This window comes from Novosphingobium sp. (assembly GCF_965214355.1).
Classification (GTDB): domain Bacteria; phylum Pseudomonadota; class Alphaproteobacteria; order Sphingomonadales; family Sphingomonadaceae; genus Novosphingobium.
The window spans coordinates 2890446-2909657 of the sequence record NZ_CBDCBI010000002.1 but is presented as its reverse complement, the minus strand read 5'-3'; the positions used below and the strand labels follow the sequence as shown (position 1 = coordinate 2909657).

Below are 19212 nucleotides of genomic sequence, written 5' to 3'. Positions count from 1 at the left end.
TGGTACGGCACGGGGGATGAGCCGCGTTCCCCGACCGAGCAAGTTCCGATACCGGCGCGGCGAGCCGGTGCGCCTCATCGAAATGTCGCCGATCGTGCTGGCGGGTGTTTTGCTGGCGCTGGTCGTGGGGCTTTGCGCGATCTGGGCGGTGCTGCACTGGCATCCGTCCGCGCCGACCGCGCCGCCCGGCGGCACCTGGCCCGACCGGACGATGACGCCGGGCGCGGCCGATCCGCAGCTTACCGGAACAGCGGTCTGTGATCATGACTGGGGCGCGGGCGCGCCGCCCGAAGCGGGCGCGGGCGACCTGACGTACTCCAAGGCGGCGCGGCACACGTCGGCCGCGCTGAAAGACGAAGTGTTTGCCGAATACAACCTGGTCAATCCGCATGACGGCGGGCAATCGTACGAAGTCGATCACCTGATCCCGCTGTCGCTGGGCGGGCTGGACGTGCGCGAAAACCTGTGGCCCGAAAGCCGGCTTGGCGACGGCATGAACGCCTGGGCAAAGGATCGCCTGGAATACCGCCTGTTCCGCCTGGTGTGCGACCCGCCGCCGGGCGTGCCGCACCTGGCGCTGAGCGAAGCGCAGGCGGCGTTCACGCCCGACTGGGTGGCGGGGTATCACAAATATTGTACCGCCGATGCGGATTGCCCGGAGTTCGGGGCGCATTGATGTCCAGGCCCCAGGGAGGGCGTTTAACTGTTCACCCCAGCGGATCGATCCCGCACCACCCGGGCAGGTATTGCGCATCCGCCGCATGCGCGAGCGTCACCGCTTTTTCCACGCAAGTGTCGAATTCCTTTTCCAGGTCATCCTTGTGAATCTCGGTGCGCAAAAAATCCGCCCACAGGAATTCGGTGTAGGGCACTGCCGATTTTGCATAACCGCCCGCGCGGCGGATCGCACCGGCGAGCGAGCGATAGGGATCGTCGGTCAGGTCGGTGATCTTGCGCGGGATATCGGCGAAATCGCGCTGCTTGCCGTCTTCGTCATAGGCGTGCAGCCAGTTGTGAGCATCCATGAACGCCAGGAAGCGCTTCTTGGGCAGATGGTCGAGCTTGGCGATCACCGACACCAGCACATGTTCGACGCCTTCGTTGTGCATCGCCAGTGCCAGGTGATGATGATCGACGATCCACGGGCGGCCCTTGGGCCCGAGCACGGCGGGAATCATGTGCGAGCCCAGGTATTGCCCTGCGGAATCGCGCGGGCGGTTGCGCCATTCCTTTTGCTTCAGACTGACTTCGCGCAGGCCGACGGTCATTTGCGTCGGGCGCAGATCCATGATCCTGACCGGGTGGAGGATCGGCTGGACGGGGTGATTCATGGCCATGGTCGATGCGCTTTCGGATTGATGATGGGGTCCACGTCGTGCGGGGTAGCACGTCTGCCGTTCAGGCCAAGACACCCTGCCCGAACGCGATCCACGCCAGCGCGGCCAGCGCCAGCATGGTGCCCAGCGGGATCGGCGTCGTGCCCCCCGCCGGGCGGCCACGCGCGGCCTGAAGCCCGGCCCAGGCCAGGCCGATCAGCGCGGCGACCAGCACCACCACCGGCAGTGACGATGCGCCCAGCCAAGCGCCGATCGCACCCAGCAGTTTGGGATCGCCCCCGCCCAGGCCCTCGCGGTGGCGCAAGCGGCGGTAGCCCTGCCGCAAGGCCTCCAGTGCCAGCCAGCCGAGCGCCAGCCCAAGCGCGCGTTCGCCAAAAGCAGGAAAGGGCAGCACCAGCGCGGCGGCCAGGCCACCTGCGGCCAGCGGCAACGTGATCGCATCGGGCAGCCACAAATGCCGCGCATCGAGCAACGCAAGCAGCACCAGCGCCCACCCGAACAGCGCCAGTGCCATGATCCCGGCCGGATCGCCGCCACGCGCCACCGCGATCACCGCAACCGCCGCACCGGCCAGTTCGCCCAGCCACAGATCGGGCGGCAGCGCCGCGCGGCAATGCGCGCAGCGCCCGCGTTGCACGATATAGCTGACCAGCGGCACCAGTTCGAGCGGGCCCAACGGATGCGCACAAGACCGGCACGACGACCGGCCCGTGACCCAGGTTTCGCCATGCGGCAACCGGTCGGCGACCAGGGTGACAAAGCTGCCGATGACGGCCCCGACGACAAAGGCGAGAACGAACACCACGCCTGGAAAATCAGCCCTTCGCCGGATGGATCTTGCGCAACACCAGCAGCAGGATCAGCCCGGCACCCGCCATCGCGGCGCCCGCGACCGGGATCATCGGATAGCCCAATCCGGCCCCGATCACCGCGCCGCCCAGCGCCGCGCCAATTGCATTGCCCAGGTTGAACGCGCCGATATTGAGCGCAGAGGCCAGGTTGGGCGCATCGCGGGCCTTGTCCATCACGCGCGTCTGCAGCGATGGCACGATCGCAAAGCTGGCCACCCCCCACGCGAATACGAGCGGCACCGTGGCCACCCACCAGTGCATCCCGAACGCAAATGCGACCAGCAGCGCGATCGATGCGCACAGCGAAACCACGATCGTGCCATCGACCGACCGATCGGCAAAGCGCCCGCCCAGCAGATTTCCGACTGTCAGCCCCGTGCCATACAGCACCAGCATCGCGGTGACGAAAGTCTGCGACGCGCCGGTCGCGTTCTTCAGGATCGGCACGATATAGGTAAACACGGTGAACATCACGCTCGACCCGAGCACGGTCAGTGCCAGCGCCGACAACACCGGGCCGTGCCCGACGACGCGCAGTTCCGCGCCGATATCGACATCGCCTTTCACCGGCAGTGGCGGCAGCGCAACCCGCAGTGCCACCATCGCGACGATCCCGACCGCAGTGATCCCCCAGAACGCCGCGCGCCAACCCAGCATCGCGCCGACCCAGGCGGCCAGCGGCACCCCGCCGATCGTGGCGATCGTCAGGCCCGAAAACATCGTTGCGACCGCGCCGGCGCGCTTGTCGGGCGCGACCACGCTGGCCGCGACGACCGACCCGACGCCGAAATACGCGCCATGGCAAAACGATGTGACGACCCGCGCCGCAAACAGCATTGCGTAGCTGCCCGACACCGCCGCCAGCAGGTTTCCGGCGGTAAACACGCCCATCAGGCCGACCAGCAGCGCCCGGCGTGGAACCCGTGCGAGGCCCAGCGTCATGACCGGCGCGCCGACCAGCACGCCCATCGCATAGGCGCTGACGAGCAGGCCTGCGGTCGGGATCGACACATGCAGGTCGGTGGCGATCATCGGCAGGATACCCATCGGGGTAAACTCGGTGACACCGATCCCGAATGCGCCGATCGCCAGGGCAAACAGCGGCCAGTTCATCTTCATCAGGGAGCTCCGCACGCCAGGCTGACGCTTTGCGCTGCTGATGGCATCGTGATGCGGCACAGGGAAGCGCTTTCCTGTGGTCGCGCAGTGCCCCGCCCGCTTGACGCGCTGCGCCTGCCTGTGGCTCAAGGCACTGAAAGGTTTGAAAAGGTGCGCCAGTGTCCACAATACGCCGAACTCTCGCGGGCTGGATGCTGTTCATCGCGATCTGCGCCGCCTCGCCGGTCTTGGCGCAAGTGCGCATCGTGCACGGACCGACGCCGATCCCGGGGGGCGACGCGCGCGCTGCCGGCGATCTGACGGTGGTCAACGATCGGCTGGCGTTCGCGCTGGCGGTCGAATCATCGCCGCCTTATGGGGTGCCACGCGGCGCGCTGGTCGATCTGGCGCCGGTGGTTGCCGGCACGATCGGGCACGACAAAGTGGTGTTCGCCGATTTCATTCCCAATGCCTGGTCGGCGTGGCCCAACCGGCAGCAGCGCGTCACGGTGGTGACCGACACCGCGCAACAGGCGGTGGTGGAAGCGGTGCGTGACTGGGGCGCCGTAACAATTACGACGCGCTATACGCTGAACGCGGGCGAAGACCGGATTGCGATCCGCACGACGATGGCCAATGGCGGCGCGACCGCGCTGAAGGGCTTGCGCTCAGGGATGACGCTGTGGCCCAGCGCGGGGTATCTGTTCGGCGTGCCCGGGCTGGGGGGCGCCGAGGATGGCCCGGCGGATGCGGCGTTGTCGAAACGGGTCGTGGCCTACGATGCCGATTGGGCGATCGCGTTGCATGCGCCTTATCTCGATCATATCGGCTATGATTCCAAGGACATGTTCCAGACGCATGACCTGGCGCCGGGCGAAAGCCGCAGCTTCGATGCGTGGTTGCAGGTCTTGCCCAGCGGCGATCTGGCGCCGGTGGTGGCGCGTGACATCGCCATGCGCCAGATTGCTTCGGGTACGGTCTCGGGCATGGTGACGTCGGCGCAAGGCACGCCGGTGGCGCATCCGGTTGTCGTGATCGCCAGCAAGGGTCAGCCTTATGCCTGGACGATCGGCGATGCGGCCGGGCACTATCGTATCGCACTGCCGGTTGGCGATTACACGGCATATGCGACGGCCAAAGCCTGGTCGCAGTCGCTGCCGCAGCCGTTTGCAGTCATGAGCAATGCCACGGCCACGCGCGATTTCGGCGGCCTGGCTCCGCCCGGCACGCTGCGCTTTCGGGCGACGCGGCAGGGATCGGACACGCCGCTCGATGCGCGCATCGCGATCGACCAGGGGCAACAGCCGCTCGTGCAGTTTCTGGCCGCCGGGTCTTTTTTACCGATCTCGATCACAAGGGCCAGACCGCCATCACCCTGGCGCCGGGCGACTACACGTTCAGCGTGTCGTGGGGCAAAGACGTGCTGGCGCGCACCGCGCATGTTTCGGCGCATGTCGCGGCGGGTGCGGGCAGTACGATCGCGGTGCCGATCGACGTCCTGTTCGATCCGCCGGCGCACGGCTGGTATGCGGCGGATCTTCATCACCATGCCGATCAGGCGGAGGCGGTTACTCCCGCGCCCGATCTGGCGCGGTCGCAACTGGCGGCGGGGCTGGATCTGCTGTTCGTCAGCGATCACGATTCAGTGGTCAATCATCCGCTGCTGCAGGCGATCGCGATGCGGCGCGGCGTGCCGTTTCTACCCGGCATCGAGATTTCGACCTCGTGGGCGCATTTCAACGCCTACCCGATCACGCCGGGCAAACAGCTCGGCATCGACACCAGCCGGACCACGGTCCAGGCCGTATTTGCCGATGCGCGGCGGATGGGCGCAGAGGTCGTGGAGATCAACCATCCGTTCATTCCCTATGGCTATTTCACCAGCGTTGCCGGCGGCGTCGCGCCGGGTGGTTTCGATCCGGCTTTCGATCTGGTCGAGATCAACGCCTCGGTACCAACAGACGATCACAAGGTTTTGAAATCGCTGTGGGATGACTGGACCGCCGGCCGCGCGCATTATCTGGCGGCGGGCACCGATGTGCACGATGTGTGGAACAGCCTGTCGGGCAAAGTGCGGACCTATGCGCATGTTGCCGGTCCGGTTACCGCGCTCGGCTATGCCCGCGCGCTGAAAGCCGGGCACGGTTATGTGACGTCTGGGCCGCTGATCGATCCCGACACGATGTTCGGCGATACGCTGTCGGTCAGGCGGGGTGCACCGTTTGCGCTCGGCTTCGGCCTGCATGCGGTCGATGGGCTGGCGCGTGTTTCGCTGATCCACCAGGGTTCGGTCGTAAAGACGATGGCCTTTCCCGCATCCGATCAAAGCGCGCGTGCCGTATTTCCGCTGACCGCCGATCGTGCCGGCTGGTATGCGCTGATCGTGGAAGACACGAAGGGCCGGCGCGCTTATACCGATCCGGTCTGGATCACGATGACGGGGCAATAACCCGCATAAATCAGGAGATCATGCCATGACCGCACTCACCGACATCGGCGTCAATACGATCGCTGGCCAGCCCACGTCATTGGGCGACTATGCCGGCAACGTGCTGCTGGTCGTCAACGTCGCCTCGAAATGCGGGCTGACGCCGCAATACGAAGGGCTGGAGAAACTGCAGGCCGAATTCGGCGCGCAGGGCTTTTCGGTGCTGGGCTTTCCGGCGAACGATTTCGGCGCGCAGGAGCCCGGCACGAACGAGGAAATCGCCGAGTTCTGCAGCGCGAAGTTTTCCGTCAGCTTTCCGATGTTCGAGAAAATCGTCGTGACCGGCGCGGACAAGCATCCGCTGTATGCCGCGCTGACCCAGGCGGCGCCCGAACAGCAGGGCGATGCCGAAGGCTTTCGCGAGCGCCTGCGCGGCTATGGCATGACGCCCAACGCGGCGCCCGAAGTGCTGTGGAATTTCGAAAAATTCGTGATCGCCAAAGACGGCACCGTCGCCGCGCGGTTTGCGCCGACGACCGCGCCGGACGACGCCGCGCTGACCGAGACGATTGCGGCCGAATTGAAGAAATAGGCGGCCGCGCCGCGCGCAATGGTCGGCAGTTACGATTACATCATTGTCGGGCCGGTCTTGAACACGACCGCAACGGTCCCCGCCGAGCCGTCAGCGCGCTTCACCTGCGCAGGTCTGGAACATGCGGCGCCAATGTGCGATGGCCAAGCGTATGTTGCCCACGCCACCATCCTCGCCCGAAGTGGCAGCGCATGTCGTTCAGATGGCGCTGACGCCGATCTTTCTGCTGACGGGCATCGCCTCGTTGCTCAATGTGTTTTCCACCCGGCTGGGGCGCATCGCCGATCAGGTCGACAAGCTCGATGCGCAGGAAAAGGCGTCACCGTTCGCGCTGGCGCAATTGCGGTTGCGTTCACGCACGCTCGATATCGCGGTGCTGCTGGCGGCGATCGGTGGCGGACTGACGTGCGCCGCCGCGTTGACGCTGTTCCTGGGCGAACTGCGCTCGGCCGGAACGGGCGAAGTGCTGTTCGGCCTGTTCGGCGGTGCGCTTGTCTGCACGATCGCTGCACTGATGGCATTCAGCTTCGAGATGGTGCTGGCCGGGCGTCGCGTGCGCAAGATTACCGAAGACGAGGCCCGCTGACCGCCCGTCACCTCACCAGGGCACTGGCGCGCCAAAGCGGTCGAGGTAGCGCAAGCCCGGCTCGCCCTGTTGCGCCACAAGCGTGTCGACCAGCTGCGGGATCGTCTCTTCGACGCTGAACAGCGCATCGGGGCCGCCCAGATCGGTGCGGATCCAGCCTGGCGCCATCAGCACCATCGCGCGTTTGCCGTCCGCGTGCCGCGCGGCATAGCTGCGCATGTACTGGTTCAGCGCGGCCTTGCTGCCGCGATAGACCTCGTGCCCGCCCCTGGTGTTGTTCGCAATGCTGCCCTGGCCCGATGACATTACGCCAACCAGGCCGTCTGCGCGCACGGTATCGGCCAGGCCCTCGACCGCGCGCATCGCCCCCAGCGCGTTGACCAGCATCACGCGAACGAAGTCGTCATCCGACACTTGCGCGATGGTTTCGCCCTGGCGGTGATTGGCGGTTCCGGCATTGACGAACAGCATGTCAAGCCGGGCGCCGGCAAACCGCGCACCCAGTGCTGCGATCTGGTCCGGGCTGGTGATATCGAGCGCCGCAATCGTGATCTGTCCGGCGTGCGCGTCGGCAAGATCGTGCAACGCGGTGCGGGCGCCGGTATCGCGCACAGTGCCGATGACATGCCAGCCGCGTTTCGCAAATTCGTCCGCCATGGCCAGGCCCAGTCCGCGTGAGGCGCCGACGAGCAGGATCGTGGGCGATTTTGGCATGGTCGATTCCATTGTTCCGGCTCCGGTTGCGGCGGTTGGCCGGAAGTATAGCCGCAGCGGAACCCGGCGCCAGCCGCAAGCTGCGCAGGCGCTCGCATGCAACGCGACATAGATGCGGTATGCGGAATATAAACAGCCTTGAAATTCGCAAAATGCGATTTAGAATGCGGTAAGGACGATAAGTGCGTCGAATCACGGACGCGAAAATATAATGGTTCGAAAACGCAAGGGAGCAGGAGACGAGGATATGACCGCCGTTGCGCAAAGCGATCCGGTGCTCGCCGGCCTGACCGGGCCGGGCCTGCCGTTCGAGATTGTCGCCACGCCGGCCGGGCGTGCATTCCGCCACGCGCCGGACAATCTGAACCGGATGATCGAGGCGGGGCGCCGTCACGGTTCGCGCACCGCGATTGTCGACTGGCGCGACGATGGCAGCGAGCGGCGCATGCGTTTCGACGATGTGTTCGATGCGCGCGATCGGCTGGCGGCGCGGATCGTCGCGCAGATCGGGCCGTGCGAGGGTGCGCGCATAGCAATCTGCATGCACAACCGCGCCGAATGGATGATCGGGTTTCTGGCGGTGCTGCGCGCGGGCGGAGTGGCCGCGCTGTTCAACAGCCGGGGCGCGCCTGCCGAACTGATCGCGATGATCGAGGAAGTGACGCCGGCACTGGTGCTTGCCGATACCCGCGCGGCTACTGCGCTGCGCGATGGTGGCTATGCCGGGCCGCTGATCGATCTGACCGCGTCCGACGAGGGCCCGGATCTGCCCGCATTCGTGGCGCTCGCGCACGAGGCATCGCCCGACGACCCCGCCGCGATCCTGTTTACCTCGGGCACCACCGGGCGCCCGCGCGGCGTCGTGCTGAGCCATCGCAACATCGTTACCGGGCTGATGACGGTGCAGTTATCGGGCATGATGGTGCTCCACGGGATCGCCGCTGCGCAAGATGTCACGGTCGCCGCGATCCTGGCGCATATGCCGCAACAGGCGACATTGCTGGTCTATCCGCTGTTTCATATTTCGGGCCTGGGTGCGGGGTTCCTGTCGCCGTTCATCGCCGGCAGCAAAGTGATCGTGCTGCGCCGCTGGAATCCGGCCGAGGCCTTGCGGCTGATCGGCAGCGAGGGCGTGACCTTGCTGTCGGGCGTTCCGACGATGCTGTGGGACCTGCTGCGCGAAGTCGGGAACGGCGGCGACGGTACCGGCCTGGCCACGCTGCGCAATGTCGCCAGCGGCGGACAGGCCCTGCCGGTCAATCTGCTCGATGCGATCCATGCCGCCTGTCCGCTTGCGATGATGGGCACCGGCTATGGCATGACCGAATGTGCCGGCGCGCTGGCGCAGGCGGTGGGTGCCGACTTCATGCGCAAGCGCGCGTCGGCGGGCCGGGTGCTGCCGCTCGCCGATGTGCGCACCGCGGCGGTCGACGGCACGGTTCTGCATGCGGGCGAAACCGGCGAAATCCAGGTGCGCGGGCCGTTCGTGATGACCGGGTACTGGAACCGGCCCGATGCGACCGCGGCGGCGTTCACTGCTGATGGCTGGCTGCGCACCGGTGACGTCGGGTTTGTCGATGACGAAAGCTACATCTTCATCGTCGACAGGGTGAAGGACATGATCATTTCGGGCGGCGAAAACATTTTCTGCGCCGAAGTCGAACGCGTGCTCGGCGAACAGCCCGGCGTGATCGAATGCGCCGCATTCGGCCTGCCCGATGCGCGTCTGGGCGAGCGGCTGGTCGCGGTCGTGCGCGGGCAGGGGCTTGTGCCGGCCGCGCTGATCGAGGCGGTTGCCGGTGGCCTGGCCCGGTACAAGGCGCCAACCGCGCTGATCGTCATGAGCGACAGTCTGCCGCGCAACGTGCTGGGTAAAGTCGATAAAAAAGCGCTGCGTGCCCTGTGGCCCACACTTTGCAAACAAGAACGCCTGGCGGGAGAACACTGATGGGCATGCCCACCGACATCAAGATCATCGACTGCATGATGGGCATCCCCGATGCCGAAGACCGCTCCGACTGGTTCGCGGCGTTCCGGCCGCTGATCAGGGACCAGCAGACGCTGGAGCAGTTTGCAATGCCCGCGCAATACATGTTCAAGGACATTCCGCAGACCGGGCAGCAGGATGATTACATCCGCTGGACCGTGGAGCAGATGGACAAGCACACTATCGAGCGCGCGCTGGTCGGATGGAACGACAATGCGACCTCGCGCCGCGCAAAGGAACTGTACGGCGACCGGTTCTTTTTCGACCTGCCGTGCGATCCCAATGCGGGCATGGACGATGTCCGCCGCATTCGCCGCATCCATGCCGAAGTCGGGCTGTCGGCGATCAGCGTGTTTCCGTCTGGCACGTTGCCGCAAGTCGCGATCAACCACAAATACATGTTCCCGCTCTACACCGTGGCGTGCGAACTGGGCCTGCCGATCCTGCTCAATGTCGGGATTCCGGGCCCGCGCATTCCGATGGAAACGCAGAAAGTCGAACATCTCGATGAAGTCTGCTGGTTTTTTCCCGAGCTGAAGGTGGTCATGCGCCACGGCGCCGAACCGTGGGAAGCGCTGGCGGTCAAGCTGATGCTGAAATGGCCGAACCTGTATTATTCGACCAGCGCATTTGCGCCCAAGCATTATCCCAAGGCGATCATCGACTACGCCAACACGCGCGGCGCAGACAAGATTCTCTACGCCGGATATTTCCCGATGGGCCTCAGCCTCGACCGGATCATGGGCGACATGCCCCAGGTCCCGTTCAAGGACCATGTCTGGCCCAAATTCCTCGGCGACAATGCGCGCCGGGTGTTCAATCTTGTTTGATGGAAAGGCAAGTCCAATGACCGAAGCGGCAACAGACGCCCGCACGCCGCCTGTCGCGGTATGGCAGATCCTGGCAAACCTGAAAGGCGAGGCGCTGAACGCATGGCGCCTGGCCGAAACCACCGGGCGCGCCTCGATTGCCGAGCGCGCGCTCGATATCGGCATTCCGTTCGGCTGGTATCCGGTGCTGCAGACCAGCGAACTTGCGCCGGGCGAAGTCAGGCCCCTGCGCTATTTCGGCAAGGACCTGGCGATCTGGCGCGGCGAGGACGGGCAGGTGCGGATGCTCGACGCCTATTGCAAACACCTGGGCGCGCACATGGGTCACGGCGGCAAGGTTCACGGCAACCTGCTTGAATGCCCGTTCCATGCCTGGCGTTACGACGGCGACGAGGGCGTGGTCAAAGACATCCCTTATGCCCGCGTCATCCCGCCGCAAGTGCGCCGCAAATGCACGCGCACCTGGCACATTACCGAAGCCAACCGCTGGATCTGGGCCTGGTATCATCCCGAGGACGCCGCGCCGCTGTTCGATGTGGTGCATCTGCCCGAATGCGAAGACCCCGCGTGGACCGAATTCGACACATACGAATGGAATGTCTGGGGTTCGGTGCAGAACATGGCCGAAAACGGGGTCGATATCGCGCATTTCCGCTATATCCACGGCACCGCGAATGTGCCGCTGGGCGAATTGCGCTGGGGCGAATGGGGCCGGGGCGCCGATGTGAATGCCAAGATGGGCACGCCGTGGGGCGAAGTCGATGGCTGTATCAGTTACGACACGATGGGCCCCGGACAAAGCTGGACGCGCTTCACCGGTATTTCCGAAACGCTGCTGGTCGCCTGCGTCACGCCGGTCGAGCTCGATCACGTGCATGTGCGGTTCTGTTTCACGCAGCCGCGCGCGCAGGCCGATGGCGAGCGGGCAGGGCTCGCCCGCGCGATCATCCGCGATATCTGCAAACAGTTCGACCAGGACAAGGTCGTGTGGGACCGTCAGAAATACGAGGCCAACCCGGTGATCTGCGACGGCGACGGGCCGATTCCGCAATTCCGCCAATATTACGCGCGCTATTACGCGTGACCACGCTCCCCTCAGGGCCAAGGGATGTCCACATCTCGCCTTGGTAACTTGGAAATCCCAATCTCGCTCATCCTGAGCTTGTCGAAGGACGCGCGCGACGTGTGATTTGGCACGGTTTTTATCTTGGATTGGGCAAGTGTTGGCGCGCGTGCTTCGACAGGCTCAGCATGAGCGGATGGTGTTGAAAATTAAGGGAGCTGAGGGGGAGCGCTTTTCATAGGCCTGAGTCCACCAGCGTTTCGCGTGTCGCGATCGGGCCGATCGCGGCGTTGTACTTGATCGTTTGCAACACGATTTCGCTGTCGGCGTCGCGAACGCCGGGCAGGGCAAACACGCGGTTGGTCACTTCGGCGACTTCGGCCAGGCTTTTGACGACGCAGATCGCAACCAAGCGGTGCGCCGCATTGGCATCATACAGCGCTTCGACCTGGCGGATCGCCAGCAGCGCGTCACGCACGGTATCGAGTTGCCCCGCGTGACAGCGCATGGTGATGAACACCATCTGTTGCGCAGGCTCGGCGCCGTCGCCGGCCAGATCGACAATCGGTTCCAGCCGCAACAGTCCAGCCGCCTGCAGGCGTTTGACCCGCGCGCGCACGGTACCCTCGGTCACGCCGGCTTCGGTCGCGATCTGGCGAAAGCTGGTGCGCGCATCGCGCGCCAGCAGCACTGCGATCGCGCGGTCGAGCGGATCGGTTGCAGGGAAAGCGATCGTCATGCGCCGGGTTCCGCGATCGGGCCGATCGCGCCGGGTTCGGCGATCGGGCCGATCGCGCCGGGTTCGGCGATCGGGCCGATCGCAGGGCGATAGCGATAGACGGAGTTGAGCAGCTCGACGTCGACATCCTCGACGCCGGCGATATCGGCCGAGACCGCGCGCGCCGCCTCGATCAGATCGCGCGCGTTGACGAAGGCATACAGGCAGCTGACCGGGTACGCGCCCGAAGTCAGATGCACCGACAGCACGTCTTCACGGCGCGCCAGCTCATTCGCGATGTCGAGGGGGGCGCGGCCATTGGGCTTGACCCGGATCCGCGCGAGCATGCGATAGCCGTGTACGCGAAAATCGGCGACCGCAACCACGCGCATCGTGCCTGCTGCGTCCATCGCGCGGATGCGTGTGGCGACCAGATTGCCCGACAGGCCCAGCTCTTCGCCTATCGCGGTGCTTTGCGCGCGGCCATCGCGGTGCAGCGCGGCGATGATCTGGCGGTCGATCGCATCGAGCGCGCCGCCGCGCGCCCGCCGTGATTGCGCCACTTGCGTCAGCCCGGCATGTACAGTTGCGCGGCCTTGCCGCCATCGACCGGCAGCGCAACCCCGGTGATGTAGCTGGCCGCGTCGGACAGCAGGAATGCGATCGCCTCGGCCAATTCGTCGGGCCGGCCGCCGCGTCCCATCGGAATGGCGTCGGTCGTCGCGGCTGCGGCATCTGGCGCCTGCGCGTTGTAGGCCTCGGTCGCCGGAGTCTGGACCTGGCCCGGCACCACGACATTGACGCGCACGCCGTGGCGCGCGCCCTCCATCGCGGCGACCGCGGAAAACTGGATCAGCGCGGCTTTGGATGCGGAATAGCTCGCCATCATCGGCGTCGCGCGAATGCCGCATGTCGAGGAGATGTTGACGATCGACCCGTGCCCTTGCGGCATCATCACGGCCATGGCAGCCTTCGTCCCCACAAATACGGCATCGGCATTGACGGCAAAATCGCCGCGCCAGTCATCGAGTGTCAGCTGCTCGATCGAGGCATAATGCACTGCCATCGCATTGTTGACCATCATGTCGAGCCGGCCATGGCGCGCGGCGACATCGGCGACGAGCGCGGCAAACGCCTTGTCATCCGCGACATCGAGCTGATGCGCCTCGACCGTGCCGTGCTGCGCGATGGCGGCACGCGCCGCTTCGAGCCGGTCGGGACGCCGCGCACAGATCGCGACCGTAGCGCCTTGCCGTGCGAGCAATTGTGCCAGCGCCAGCCCGATGCCGTCGCTGCCGCCGGTGACCACAGCGACTTTTCCGTTGAAATTGTGCGACATGCGCCGAAGCCTCTTTCCGTTGTCTGATCTCGCCGACGCATATAGCCACATAAAAGCCGCCAAAGGAAGCCATATGCGTAAAATATACATATAAATAATACGTGTTGGTGGATTGATCGAAGGGCGTCGTGCCATGCGCCAGCTTCCCCGTCATTTCGGGCAATGCGTGGGAAAAGTCGTAGTAAGCGCTCGTATTCGCCAATCATGTTGGTATGGTATCGTGGTATGCGAAATTTCGCATCGTTATTTATACGCATGAATCCCCGGGAGAGAATACATGGCTATTTCCGCGTCGACGCTTGATCTGGTGGCTGCGCGCGCCGGCGAGGCGCGGGGCAATCGGCGCATTGCGGATGACGTGGTCAAGGCCGTGAGCGCGGACGGTTTCTTCCGGCACTTCACGCCCAGTGCGCATGCCGGGCTTCAGGCGCCGCCGCAGGATTTTTTCCTCGACCAGATCACGCTGGCAGAGGCGGACATGAGCACCGCCTGGGCGCTGGGCATCGTGGCCGTGCACAATTTCCAGATCGCGCTGCTCGATCCGCGCGCGCAGGACGAAGTGTGGGCCTCCGGTCCCGACGGCATGGCATCGAGTTCGTACAATCCGGTCGGTGCAGTGGCGCAGGCGGTCGAGGGCGGGGTCATGCTGAGCGGGCGATGGGGCTGGTCGAGCGGCAGCCTGCATTGCAACTGGGTGCTGCTGGGCGGGGTAATCCCCGAGGAAGGCTATCGCACGTTCCTGGTGCCCGCGACCGATTACCGTATCGACGATACATGGCACACGATGGGCCTGCAGGGCACCGGTTCGAACGATATCGTCATCGACACCCCGGTGTTCGTGCCTGATTATCGCACGCATCGCCAGCTGGACGGGTTTCTGGGCGTGCATCACCAGCCGGCGGGATATTATGACCTGCCCTGGGCCCAGGTGTTCATCCGCGTCGTCAACACCAGCGCGATCGGCGCGGTGCGCCACGCGATCGCGCTGTTCCGCGATCGCATTGGCCTTGGCACCACCGACATGACCAAGACTGCGACCGATCCCGATGTGTTGGGGCGTCTCGCCCGCGCGTCAGAACTCGTTGAAACCTGCGCCAAAGTCATGGTACGCAATTTCGAAGAGATGGAGGCGGCCGGATGGAAGCCGTCGATCCTCGACCGCGTGCGCTATCGGTATGAAGCGAGCCTGGTGGCGGATCGCTGTATCGAGGCGATGGATCTGCTGATGGATATTGCCGGTGGCCGCTCGGTGTTTTCGGGCAATGCGTTTCAGGATCTGTGGCACGATGTGCGCATGGCCCGCGCGCATGTCGCCAATAATCCCGCCGGGTTTGCACGCAATTATGCCGCGGTGATGATGGGTGCCGACAACGCCGACATGTTCATCTGACATGAGCACACTTGTCATATCGTACCGGCTGACGACAGACGCCGATCGCGATGCGGAATTGCGCGATGCGCTGGGCGCGCTGGCGCAGGAACTGGCGGCGCGCGACGGCTGCCTCGGCACGGCGCTGTGGCGCCATGAAGGCGCGCACAGCTATCGCTTCGAGGAGACGTGGCAATCGGACGATGCGCATCGCGCGTCGATGGATCCGGCGTTGAAGGCGCTGCTGAAGGCGGTAATGAACGGCGTGACCGCGCCCATCGCAAGCGAGCGGCTTACACCGGTAGCACCCGCCCCATAGCCACCGAGCCGCTGATCGTGGTGCGGTGGACCACGCGGATCTGATCGGCGGGATGGCCGAACGCCATGTGCATCGTGCGGCGGTTGTCCCACAACACCATGTCGTCATCTTGCCATTCGTGGATATAGCGAAAGCGCGGATCGAGCGTATGCGCGATCAGCCGGGTGAGCAGCGCGTCGCCCGCGTCCGCCGTCATCCCGATCACATGATCGATGTTGAGCGTGCTGAGATTGAGCATTTTGCGCGCCGTTTCGGGATGCGCCCACACCAGCGGATTGGCGACAGGGGGAAACGAGGGGTAATTGTCGGCGCGTGGAGACAGGCGCGCGCCGGTGGGCCGGTTGAAACGCATGTCCTCCAGCCCGGTGCGGAACAGGTAGACTGCTTCCAGATCGGCGATCTGCGCCTTGGTTGCAGCGTCGAGCGCATCGTAGGCGCCGGCGGTGTCGAGCCATCCGGTCTGGCCACCCTCGGCCGGCCGTTGCACCATGCGCAGCAGCGCACCGGCGTTGGGCGTGGTGGTGAACGCCAGATCGGTGTGCCACGGAATGCGCTGCGCAGTGGGCACGCCATCGACATCGTAGATCGGCCCGGCCGGCCCATCGGCGTTGCTCAGCAGGATCAGCTCGGGATAATCGCCATGGCGGAACCTGGGGATCGGATGCGGCTCGAGCACGCCGAAACAACGGCTGAGCGTCAGTTGCGTCTCGGGCGTTGCGGTCAGGCCCCGGAACACCAGCACGCCGTGATCGAGCCACAATTGCCGCAAGGCGCCCGCGGTATCGGGCGCGATCGGCCCCGACAGATCGAGCCCGGTGATATCGCACACGAAGCCGCCGTCATGCACCTGCGCGCCAAACCCGGTCATATGAACCAGCTGCCGCCGTTGACAGTAACCGTGCTGCCGGTGGCAAAACTGGCATCGGGCCCCGCCAGAAACGCGACTGCTCCGGCGATTTCGTCGGGATGGGCAAGGCGTTTCATCACGCTGTCTGCGGCGACCGCGTCCTTCACGTCTTGCGGCAGCGGCGCATAGATCGGCGTTTCGGTCGCGCCGGGATGCACCGCGTTGACGCGAATGCCGCGCGGCGCCAGTTCGCGCGCCATCGCGCGGGTCATGCCGATGATCCCGGCCTTGGCCGTGCAATAGGGCACCGGCCCGTTGCCTGCGACCGCCGCGGTCGAGGCGATGTTGACGATCGCGCCGCCACTGCCCTGCTGCGCCATCACGCGTACCGCCGCGCGGCTGCACCGGAAGGTGCCATCGAGCGTGACCGCGAGCACGCGCGACCAGCCTTCGTCGAGGCAGTGGATCGTCTGATCGGCGTGTCCATCAGGGTCGGCCTGGCCCGCGTAATATTCGGCCATGCCGTCGCCTGGCGCCGAGCCGATGCCGGCGTTGTTGACCAGGATATCAATCCCGCCCAGCGCTTCATGCGCCAGCGCAAACGCGGCATCGACCGAGGCGGTGTCGGCGACATCGCAGGCAAACCCGCAATGCGGCGCGCCCAGCACGGCAGCGGCCTTGACCCCGTCAAGATCGAGCACCGCGACCACCGCGCCATCGCGCGCCAGCCGCCGGGCGATGGCCGCACCGATGCCCTGCGCGCCGCCGGTAATAATCGCGCGCCTGCCCTGCAAGGGGCCCTGCAATGTGGGGCCCTGCAGTGTGCCGCTCATGCTGTGCCTTCCGGATAATCGGTATAGCCGCGCGCATCGTCGCCGTGGCCGGTGTAGAAGGTGGTGCGATCGGCCTTGGCGAGCGGCGACCCGTTGCGCAGCCGCGCGACGAGATCGGGATTGGCAATATACGCATAGCCGAACGAAGCCGCATCGGCCTTGCCGGTGGCGATCAATCCTTGCGCCTTGTCACCCGTCAGCCCGCCGTTTTCGATCACCGCGCCCGACCAGTTTGCCCGCACCAGCTCGAGCGCGTCGAATCCCGTATTGGGCACATGGATCAGATGGCACCACGCAAGACCCAGCCCGTCGAGCGCGCGCAGCAGCGCGGCATAGGTCTGCGCCGGATCGGCATCGGCCATGCCGTTGAACGCGACGCCGGGGCAAATGCGAAATCCGACCCGGCCGGGCCCGATCGCATCGGCCATCGCGGTCAACGTCTCGACCACGAAGCGGATGCGCCGCTCGGCCGGCCCGCCCCAGGCATCGTCGCGCAGATTGGTGTTGGACGACAGGAACTGCATCGGCAGATATCCGCTGGCGCAGTGCAGTTCGACCGCGTCGATCCCGGCCTTGCGCGCATTGTGCGCGGCCGCCACGAATTCGGCGATCACCAGCGGGATTTCCGCGTCGGTCAGCGCGCGCGGCATTTCGCAAGCCGCCGGCACGCCATCGGGGCCCGGGATGGGGTCGGGACAGGCGATGGCGCTGGGCGCCAGGGTCTGCGCATCGGCGGCCCGGTTGGCGCGCACGGCAACGCGGCCGACATGCATCAATTGCACCGCAATCCGCCCGCCCGCGTCGTGCACCGCCTGCGCCACTTGCGTCCACCCGGCGATCTGCGCGGGCGAATGGATACCCGGCGTGCGCCAGTAGCCCTTGCCGTCGGGCGAGGGCTGCGTCCCCTCGGTCACGATCAGCCCGGCCGAGGCGCGCTGGCGATAATACTCCGCCATCAGGGCGGTCGGCACGTCATCGGGCCCGGCGCGATCGCGCGTCATCGGCGCCATGATCACGCGATTGGCCAGGTCGATGTCGCCAAGCCGCAGCGGGGAAAACAGATCGGCCATGATCAGCTCCGCACGCGCGGTTTGGGCAGCGGCGCGCCGCGACGCATCGTTTCGATAAACCGTTCGAGCGGCGCGGGTGGTTCGACCGGGCCGTCGTGCGCCTTGCCCTGGCGCGCCCAGTACGTGCCCCAGCTGGGAAACAGATCGTGGAAACTGCCATGGTACGGCGGCACGCCGGGCCAGCGCATCTTGCGATCACCGACGGGTGGCTGGTTCAGGTCGCTGGCATACCAGTACAGCGGCAGGCGGCGGCGGAAATACCATCGGCCGTCGATACGCTCGTACCGGTCGAAATACAGCATCTGCATCAGCACCCATTGCGCGCCGGTCTCGTGCTCGTTTTTCGAATAGACCACGCCCTGCGCATGGTCGGCATCGTCGAAATCGATCACATGCCCGCCGATATGATGGCTGGTTCCGTCGAACTGCATCGAATGGGTTTCATCGAACCAGTCGCGCAAGTCCTTGCGCCCCTGCTTGCCGCCGCCGACGCGCACATCTTCGGGAAACAGGTTCACCCAGGCATCGCCGTCGCGCATGTCGAGCGCGAGCGCATATTTTGCGGGCAGCTGGCGAATGGCATCGAGCGATTCGAGCCGGTCGATCCTGGCAAGCAGCGCGGTCGTATCGGACATGCCAGACTCCTTTCGGCAATCATGATATGCGCCGTCTGGTAGCCCTGAATTTACGCAAGTGCAAAGTCGATTAATGAATTGGTACGCATTTACAAGATTGCGTCAGTCTTCTTCGACGATCTCCATCGGGCGGGTGATTTTCGCCATGCGAGAATTGTACTTCATCGTCTTGACCGCGATCGAGGTTTCGACGTGATGCACGCCATCAATCGTCACGATCTGGTCGGACGCGATCTCGACCAGCGCGTCGAGCTCGTCGACCAGGCACATCGCGGTGATGTTGAACTGGCCCATCGTGATCAGCACCGCGTTGACCGGCGGCAGATCGGCGATCGCACGCGCCACATCGCGCACCTTGTCGACGTCGGCCTGTACGTTGATGAACGCCAGGCGCGCGCGCTTGCCCATCTCAAACCCTGTGATCGCGGTAAACGCGATCAACCCATCCTGTTGCAGCCGTTTGATGCGGCCGCGCACGGTGCCTTCGGTCACGCCAAGATCGGCGGCGATCTTGCGGTTGGAGACGCGCGCATCGCGCGACAGGATGTCGATCAGTTGCTGGTCGAGCGAATCGAGCGTCGGGGCGGCCATCGCGG

At 65.3% G+C, this 19212-nt stretch carries 22 protein-coding genes and 1 pseudogene; 10 read left to right on the top strand and 13 right to left on the bottom strand.

Features of this window, described 5'->3' with window-relative positions:
• The first annotated feature begins 16 nt into the window (after positions 1-16).
• Positions 17-676, top strand: a complete 660-nt coding sequence (locus ACOOE2_RS13665; RefSeq protein WP_420383540.1) for an HNH endonuclease — start codon at positions 17-19, stop codon at positions 674-676.
• Positions 677-707: 31 nt separating this feature from the next.
• Here the strand turns inward: ACOOE2_RS13665 and ACOOE2_RS13660 are convergent, their stop codons facing one another.
• From ACOOE2_RS13660 to ACOOE2_RS13650, 3 genes are all read right to left on the bottom strand, one after another.
• Positions 708-1337 (bottom strand): ParB-like protein, encoded by a 630-nt coding sequence (locus ACOOE2_RS13660; RefSeq protein WP_420383539.1) that lies wholly within the window; start codon positions 1335-1337, stop codon positions 708-710.
• A 61-nt stretch (positions 1338-1398) separates the two neighbouring features.
• Positions 1399-2142: a prepilin peptidase gene (locus ACOOE2_RS13655; protein WP_420383538.1), complete on the bottom strand. Its 744-nt coding sequence runs from the start codon at positions 2140-2142 to the stop codon at positions 1399-1401.
• A 10-nt stretch (positions 2143-2152) separates the two neighbouring features.
• Positions 2153-3307: an MFS transporter gene (locus ACOOE2_RS13650; protein WP_420383537.1), complete on the bottom strand. Its 1155-nt coding sequence runs from the start codon at positions 3305-3307 to the stop codon at positions 2153-2155.
• A 191-nt stretch (positions 3308-3498) separates the two neighbouring features.
• Here ACOOE2_RS13650 and ACOOE2_RS13645 point away from each other — a divergent pair.
• Positions 3499-4479: pseudogene (locus tag ACOOE2_RS13645) on the top strand (carboxypeptidase-like regulatory domain-containing protein); the annotation flags it as partial.
• Here the strand turns inward: ACOOE2_RS13645 and ACOOE2_RS13640 are convergent.
• Positions 4401-4640 (bottom strand): hypothetical protein, encoded by a 240-nt coding sequence (locus tag ACOOE2_RS13640; RefSeq protein WP_420383536.1) that lies wholly within the window; start codon positions 4638-4640, stop codon positions 4401-4403. The pseudogene ACOOE2_RS13645 and the gene ACOOE2_RS13640 overlap by 79 nt on opposite strands.
• A 48-nt stretch (positions 4641-4688) precedes the next feature.
• Between ACOOE2_RS13640 and ACOOE2_RS13635 the strand changes: the two genes are divergently transcribed.
• The 3 genes from ACOOE2_RS13635 (at position 4689) to ACOOE2_RS13625 (ending at position 6892) form a co-directional block, all read left to right on the top strand.
• Positions 4689-5735, top strand: a complete 1047-nt coding sequence (locus tag ACOOE2_RS13635; RefSeq protein ID WP_420383535.1) for a CehA/McbA family metallohydrolase — start codon at positions 4689-4691, stop codon at positions 5733-5735.
• Positions 5736-5760: 25 nt separating this feature from the next.
• The gene (locus tag ACOOE2_RS13630) at positions 5761-6306 is read left to right on the top strand and encodes a glutathione peroxidase (protein WP_420383534.1); all 546 of its coding nucleotides are present in this window, start codon (positions 5761-5763) and stop codon (positions 6304-6306) included.
• Positions 6307-6427: 121 nt separating this feature from the next.
• Entirely contained in the window at positions 6428-6892 is a 465-nt protein-coding gene (locus ACOOE2_RS13625) for a DUF2721 domain-containing protein (protein WP_420383533.1), read from the top strand.
• A gap of 12 nt (positions 6893-6904) precedes the next feature.
• Here ACOOE2_RS13625 and ACOOE2_RS13620 read toward each other — a convergent pair whose 3' ends face one another.
• The gene (locus tag ACOOE2_RS13620; RefSeq protein ID WP_420383532.1) at positions 6905-7606 is read right to left on the bottom strand and encodes an SDR family NAD(P)-dependent oxidoreductase; all 702 of its coding nucleotides are present in this window, start codon (positions 7604-7606) and stop codon (positions 6905-6907) included.
• Between the two features lie 247 nt (positions 7607-7853).
• Here ACOOE2_RS13620 and ACOOE2_RS13615 point away from each other — a divergent pair, with 247 nt between their 5' ends.
• From ACOOE2_RS13615 to ACOOE2_RS13605, 3 genes are read left to right on the top strand one after another with little or no spacing between them, the layout of a single operon-like run.
• The gene (locus ACOOE2_RS13615; RefSeq protein ID WP_420383531.1) at positions 7854-9554 is read left to right on the top strand and encodes a class I adenylate-forming enzyme family protein; all 1701 of its coding nucleotides are present in this window, start codon (positions 7854-7856) and stop codon (positions 9552-9554) included.
• Complete coding sequence (locus ACOOE2_RS13610; RefSeq protein ID WP_420383530.1) at positions 9554-10423, top strand: amidohydrolase family protein; 870 nt, start codon at positions 9554-9556, stop codon at positions 10421-10423. The genes ACOOE2_RS13615 and ACOOE2_RS13610 overlap by 1 nt, the downstream gene beginning before the upstream one ends.
• A gap of 16 nt (positions 10424-10439) precedes the next feature.
• Positions 10440-11507, top strand: coding sequence for a Rieske 2Fe-2S domain-containing protein (locus ACOOE2_RS13605; protein ID WP_420383529.1), 1068 nt, complete (start codon positions 10440-10442; stop codon positions 11505-11507).
• Between the two features lie 214 nt (positions 11508-11721).
• On the opposite strand, the gene ACOOE2_RS13600 is transcribed toward ACOOE2_RS13605, so the two are convergent.
• Genes ACOOE2_RS13600 through ACOOE2_RS13590 form a run of 3 tightly spaced genes read right to left on the bottom strand, consistent with a single transcriptional unit; the run spans position 11722 to position 13543 of the window.
• Positions 11722-12225, bottom strand: coding sequence for an Lrp/AsnC family transcriptional regulator (locus ACOOE2_RS13600; protein ID WP_420383528.1), 504 nt, complete (start codon positions 12223-12225; stop codon positions 11722-11724).
• Positions 12222-12767 carry an Lrp/AsnC family transcriptional regulator gene (locus ACOOE2_RS13595; RefSeq protein ID WP_420383527.1) on the bottom strand — a complete coding sequence of 182 codons (546 nt, stop codon included), beginning with the start codon at positions 12765-12767 and terminating at the stop codon, positions 12222-12224. The genes ACOOE2_RS13600 and ACOOE2_RS13595 overlap by 4 nt, the downstream gene beginning before the upstream one ends.
• A 5-nt stretch (positions 12768-12772) precedes the next feature.
• The gene (locus tag ACOOE2_RS13590) at positions 12773-13543 is read right to left on the bottom strand and encodes an SDR family NAD(P)-dependent oxidoreductase (RefSeq protein ID WP_420383526.1); all 771 of its coding nucleotides are present in this window, start codon (positions 13541-13543) and stop codon (positions 12773-12775) included.
• 277 nt (positions 13544-13820) lie between these two features.
• Between ACOOE2_RS13590 and ACOOE2_RS13585 the strand changes: the two genes are divergently transcribed.
• Positions 13821-14933 carry a flavin-dependent monooxygenase gene (locus ACOOE2_RS13585; RefSeq protein WP_420383525.1) on the top strand — a complete coding sequence of 371 codons (1113 nt, stop codon included), beginning with the start codon at positions 13821-13823 and terminating at the stop codon, positions 14931-14933.
• Between the two features lies 1 nt (position 14934).
• Positions 14935-15231 (top strand): putative quinol monooxygenase, encoded by a 297-nt coding sequence (locus ACOOE2_RS13580; RefSeq protein ID WP_420383524.1) that lies wholly within the window; start codon positions 14935-14937, stop codon positions 15229-15231.
• On the opposite strand, the gene ACOOE2_RS13575 is transcribed toward ACOOE2_RS13580, so the two are convergent.
• The 5 genes from ACOOE2_RS13575 to ACOOE2_RS13555 form a co-directional block, all read right to left on the bottom strand.
• Positions 15206-16099, bottom strand: a complete 894-nt coding sequence (locus ACOOE2_RS13575; RefSeq protein WP_420383523.1) for a TauD/TfdA dioxygenase family protein — start codon at positions 16097-16099, stop codon at positions 15206-15208. The two genes, ACOOE2_RS13580 and ACOOE2_RS13575, sit on opposite strands and share 26 nt — an antisense overlap.
• On the bottom strand, positions 16096-16911 hold the full coding sequence (locus tag ACOOE2_RS13570; protein ID WP_420383522.1) for an SDR family NAD(P)-dependent oxidoreductase: 816 nt from the start codon (positions 16909-16911) through the stop codon (positions 16096-16098). The genes ACOOE2_RS13575 and ACOOE2_RS13570 overlap by 4 nt, the downstream gene beginning before the upstream one ends.
• Entirely contained in the window at positions 16908-17981 is a 1074-nt protein-coding gene (locus tag ACOOE2_RS13565; RefSeq protein WP_420383521.1) for an alkene reductase, read from the bottom strand. The genes ACOOE2_RS13570 and ACOOE2_RS13565 overlap by 4 nt, the downstream gene beginning before the upstream one ends.
• Positions 17982-17983: 2 nt before the next feature.
• Positions 17984-18616 carry a nuclear transport factor 2 family protein gene (locus ACOOE2_RS13560; protein WP_420383520.1) on the bottom strand — a complete coding sequence of 211 codons (633 nt, stop codon included), beginning with the start codon at positions 18614-18616 and terminating at the stop codon, positions 17984-17986.
• A 102-nt stretch (positions 18617-18718) separates the two neighbouring features.
• Positions 18719-19207, bottom strand: coding sequence for an Lrp/AsnC family transcriptional regulator (locus ACOOE2_RS13555; protein ID WP_420383519.1), 489 nt, complete (start codon positions 19205-19207; stop codon positions 18719-18721).
• Between the last annotated feature and the right edge of the window lie 5 nt (positions 19208-19212).

Excerpts from the sequence above, each read along its gene's own strand:
- ACOOE2_RS13585 (WP_420383525.1), top strand. The coding sequence starts at position 13,821 with ATGGCTATTTCCGCGTCGACGCTTGATCTGGTGGCTGCGCGCGCCGGC.
- ACOOE2_RS13660 (WP_420383539.1), bottom strand. The coding sequence starts at position 1,337 with ATGGCCATGAATCACCCCGTCCAGCCGATCCTCCACCCGGTCAGGATC.
- ACOOE2_RS13665 (WP_420383540.1), top strand. The coding sequence starts at position 17 with ATGAGCCGCGTTCCCCGACCGAGCAAGTTCCGATACCGGCGCGGCGAG.
- ACOOE2_RS13570 (WP_420383522.1), bottom strand. The coding sequence starts at position 16,911 with ATGAGCGGCACACTGCAGGGCCCCACATTGCAGGGCCCCTTGCAGGGC.
- ACOOE2_RS13580 (WP_420383524.1), top strand. The coding sequence starts at position 14,935 with ATGAGCACACTTGTCATATCGTACCGGCTGACGACAGACGCCGATCGC.
- ACOOE2_RS13610 (WP_420383530.1), top strand. The coding sequence starts at position 9,554 with ATGGGCATGCCCACCGACATCAAGATCATCGACTGCATGATGGGCATC.
- ACOOE2_RS13620 (WP_420383532.1), bottom strand. The coding sequence starts at position 7,606 with ATGCCAAAATCGCCCACGATCCTGCTCGTCGGCGCCTCACGCGGACTG.
- ACOOE2_RS13605 (WP_420383529.1), top strand. The coding sequence starts at position 10,440 with ATGACCGAAGCGGCAACAGACGCCCGCACGCCGCCTGTCGCGGTATGG.
- ACOOE2_RS13590 (WP_420383526.1), bottom strand. The coding sequence starts at position 13,543 with ATGTCGCACAATTTCAACGGAAAAGTCGCTGTGGTCACCGGCGGCAGC.
- ACOOE2_RS13650 (WP_420383537.1), bottom strand. The coding sequence starts at position 3,307 with ATGAAGATGAACTGGCCGCTGTTTGCCCTGGCGATCGGCGCATTCGGG.
- ACOOE2_RS13555 (WP_420383519.1), bottom strand. The coding sequence starts at position 19,207 with ATGGCCGCCCCGACGCTCGATTCGCTCGACCAGCAACTGATCGACATC.
- ACOOE2_RS13625 (WP_420383533.1), top strand. The coding sequence starts at position 6,428 with ATGCGGCGCCAATGTGCGATGGCCAAGCGTATGTTGCCCACGCCACCA.
- ACOOE2_RS13575 (WP_420383523.1), bottom strand. The coding sequence starts at position 16,099 with ATGACCGGGTTTGGCGCGCAGGTGCATGACGGCGGCTTCGTGTGCGAT.
- ACOOE2_RS13600 (WP_420383528.1), bottom strand. The coding sequence starts at position 12,225 with ATGACGATCGCTTTCCCTGCAACCGATCCGCTCGACCGCGCGATCGCA.
- ACOOE2_RS13615 (WP_420383531.1), top strand. The coding sequence starts at position 7,854 with ATGACCGCCGTTGCGCAAAGCGATCCGGTGCTCGCCGGCCTGACCGGG.
- ACOOE2_RS13560 (WP_420383520.1), bottom strand. The coding sequence starts at position 18,616 with ATGTCCGATACGACCGCGCTGCTTGCCAGGATCGACCGGCTCGAATCG.
- ACOOE2_RS13630 (WP_420383534.1), top strand. The coding sequence starts at position 5,761 with ATGACCGCACTCACCGACATCGGCGTCAATACGATCGCTGGCCAGCCC.
- ACOOE2_RS13565 (WP_420383521.1), bottom strand. The coding sequence starts at position 17,981 with ATGGCCGATCTGTTTTCCCCGCTGCGGCTTGGCGACATCGACCTGGCC.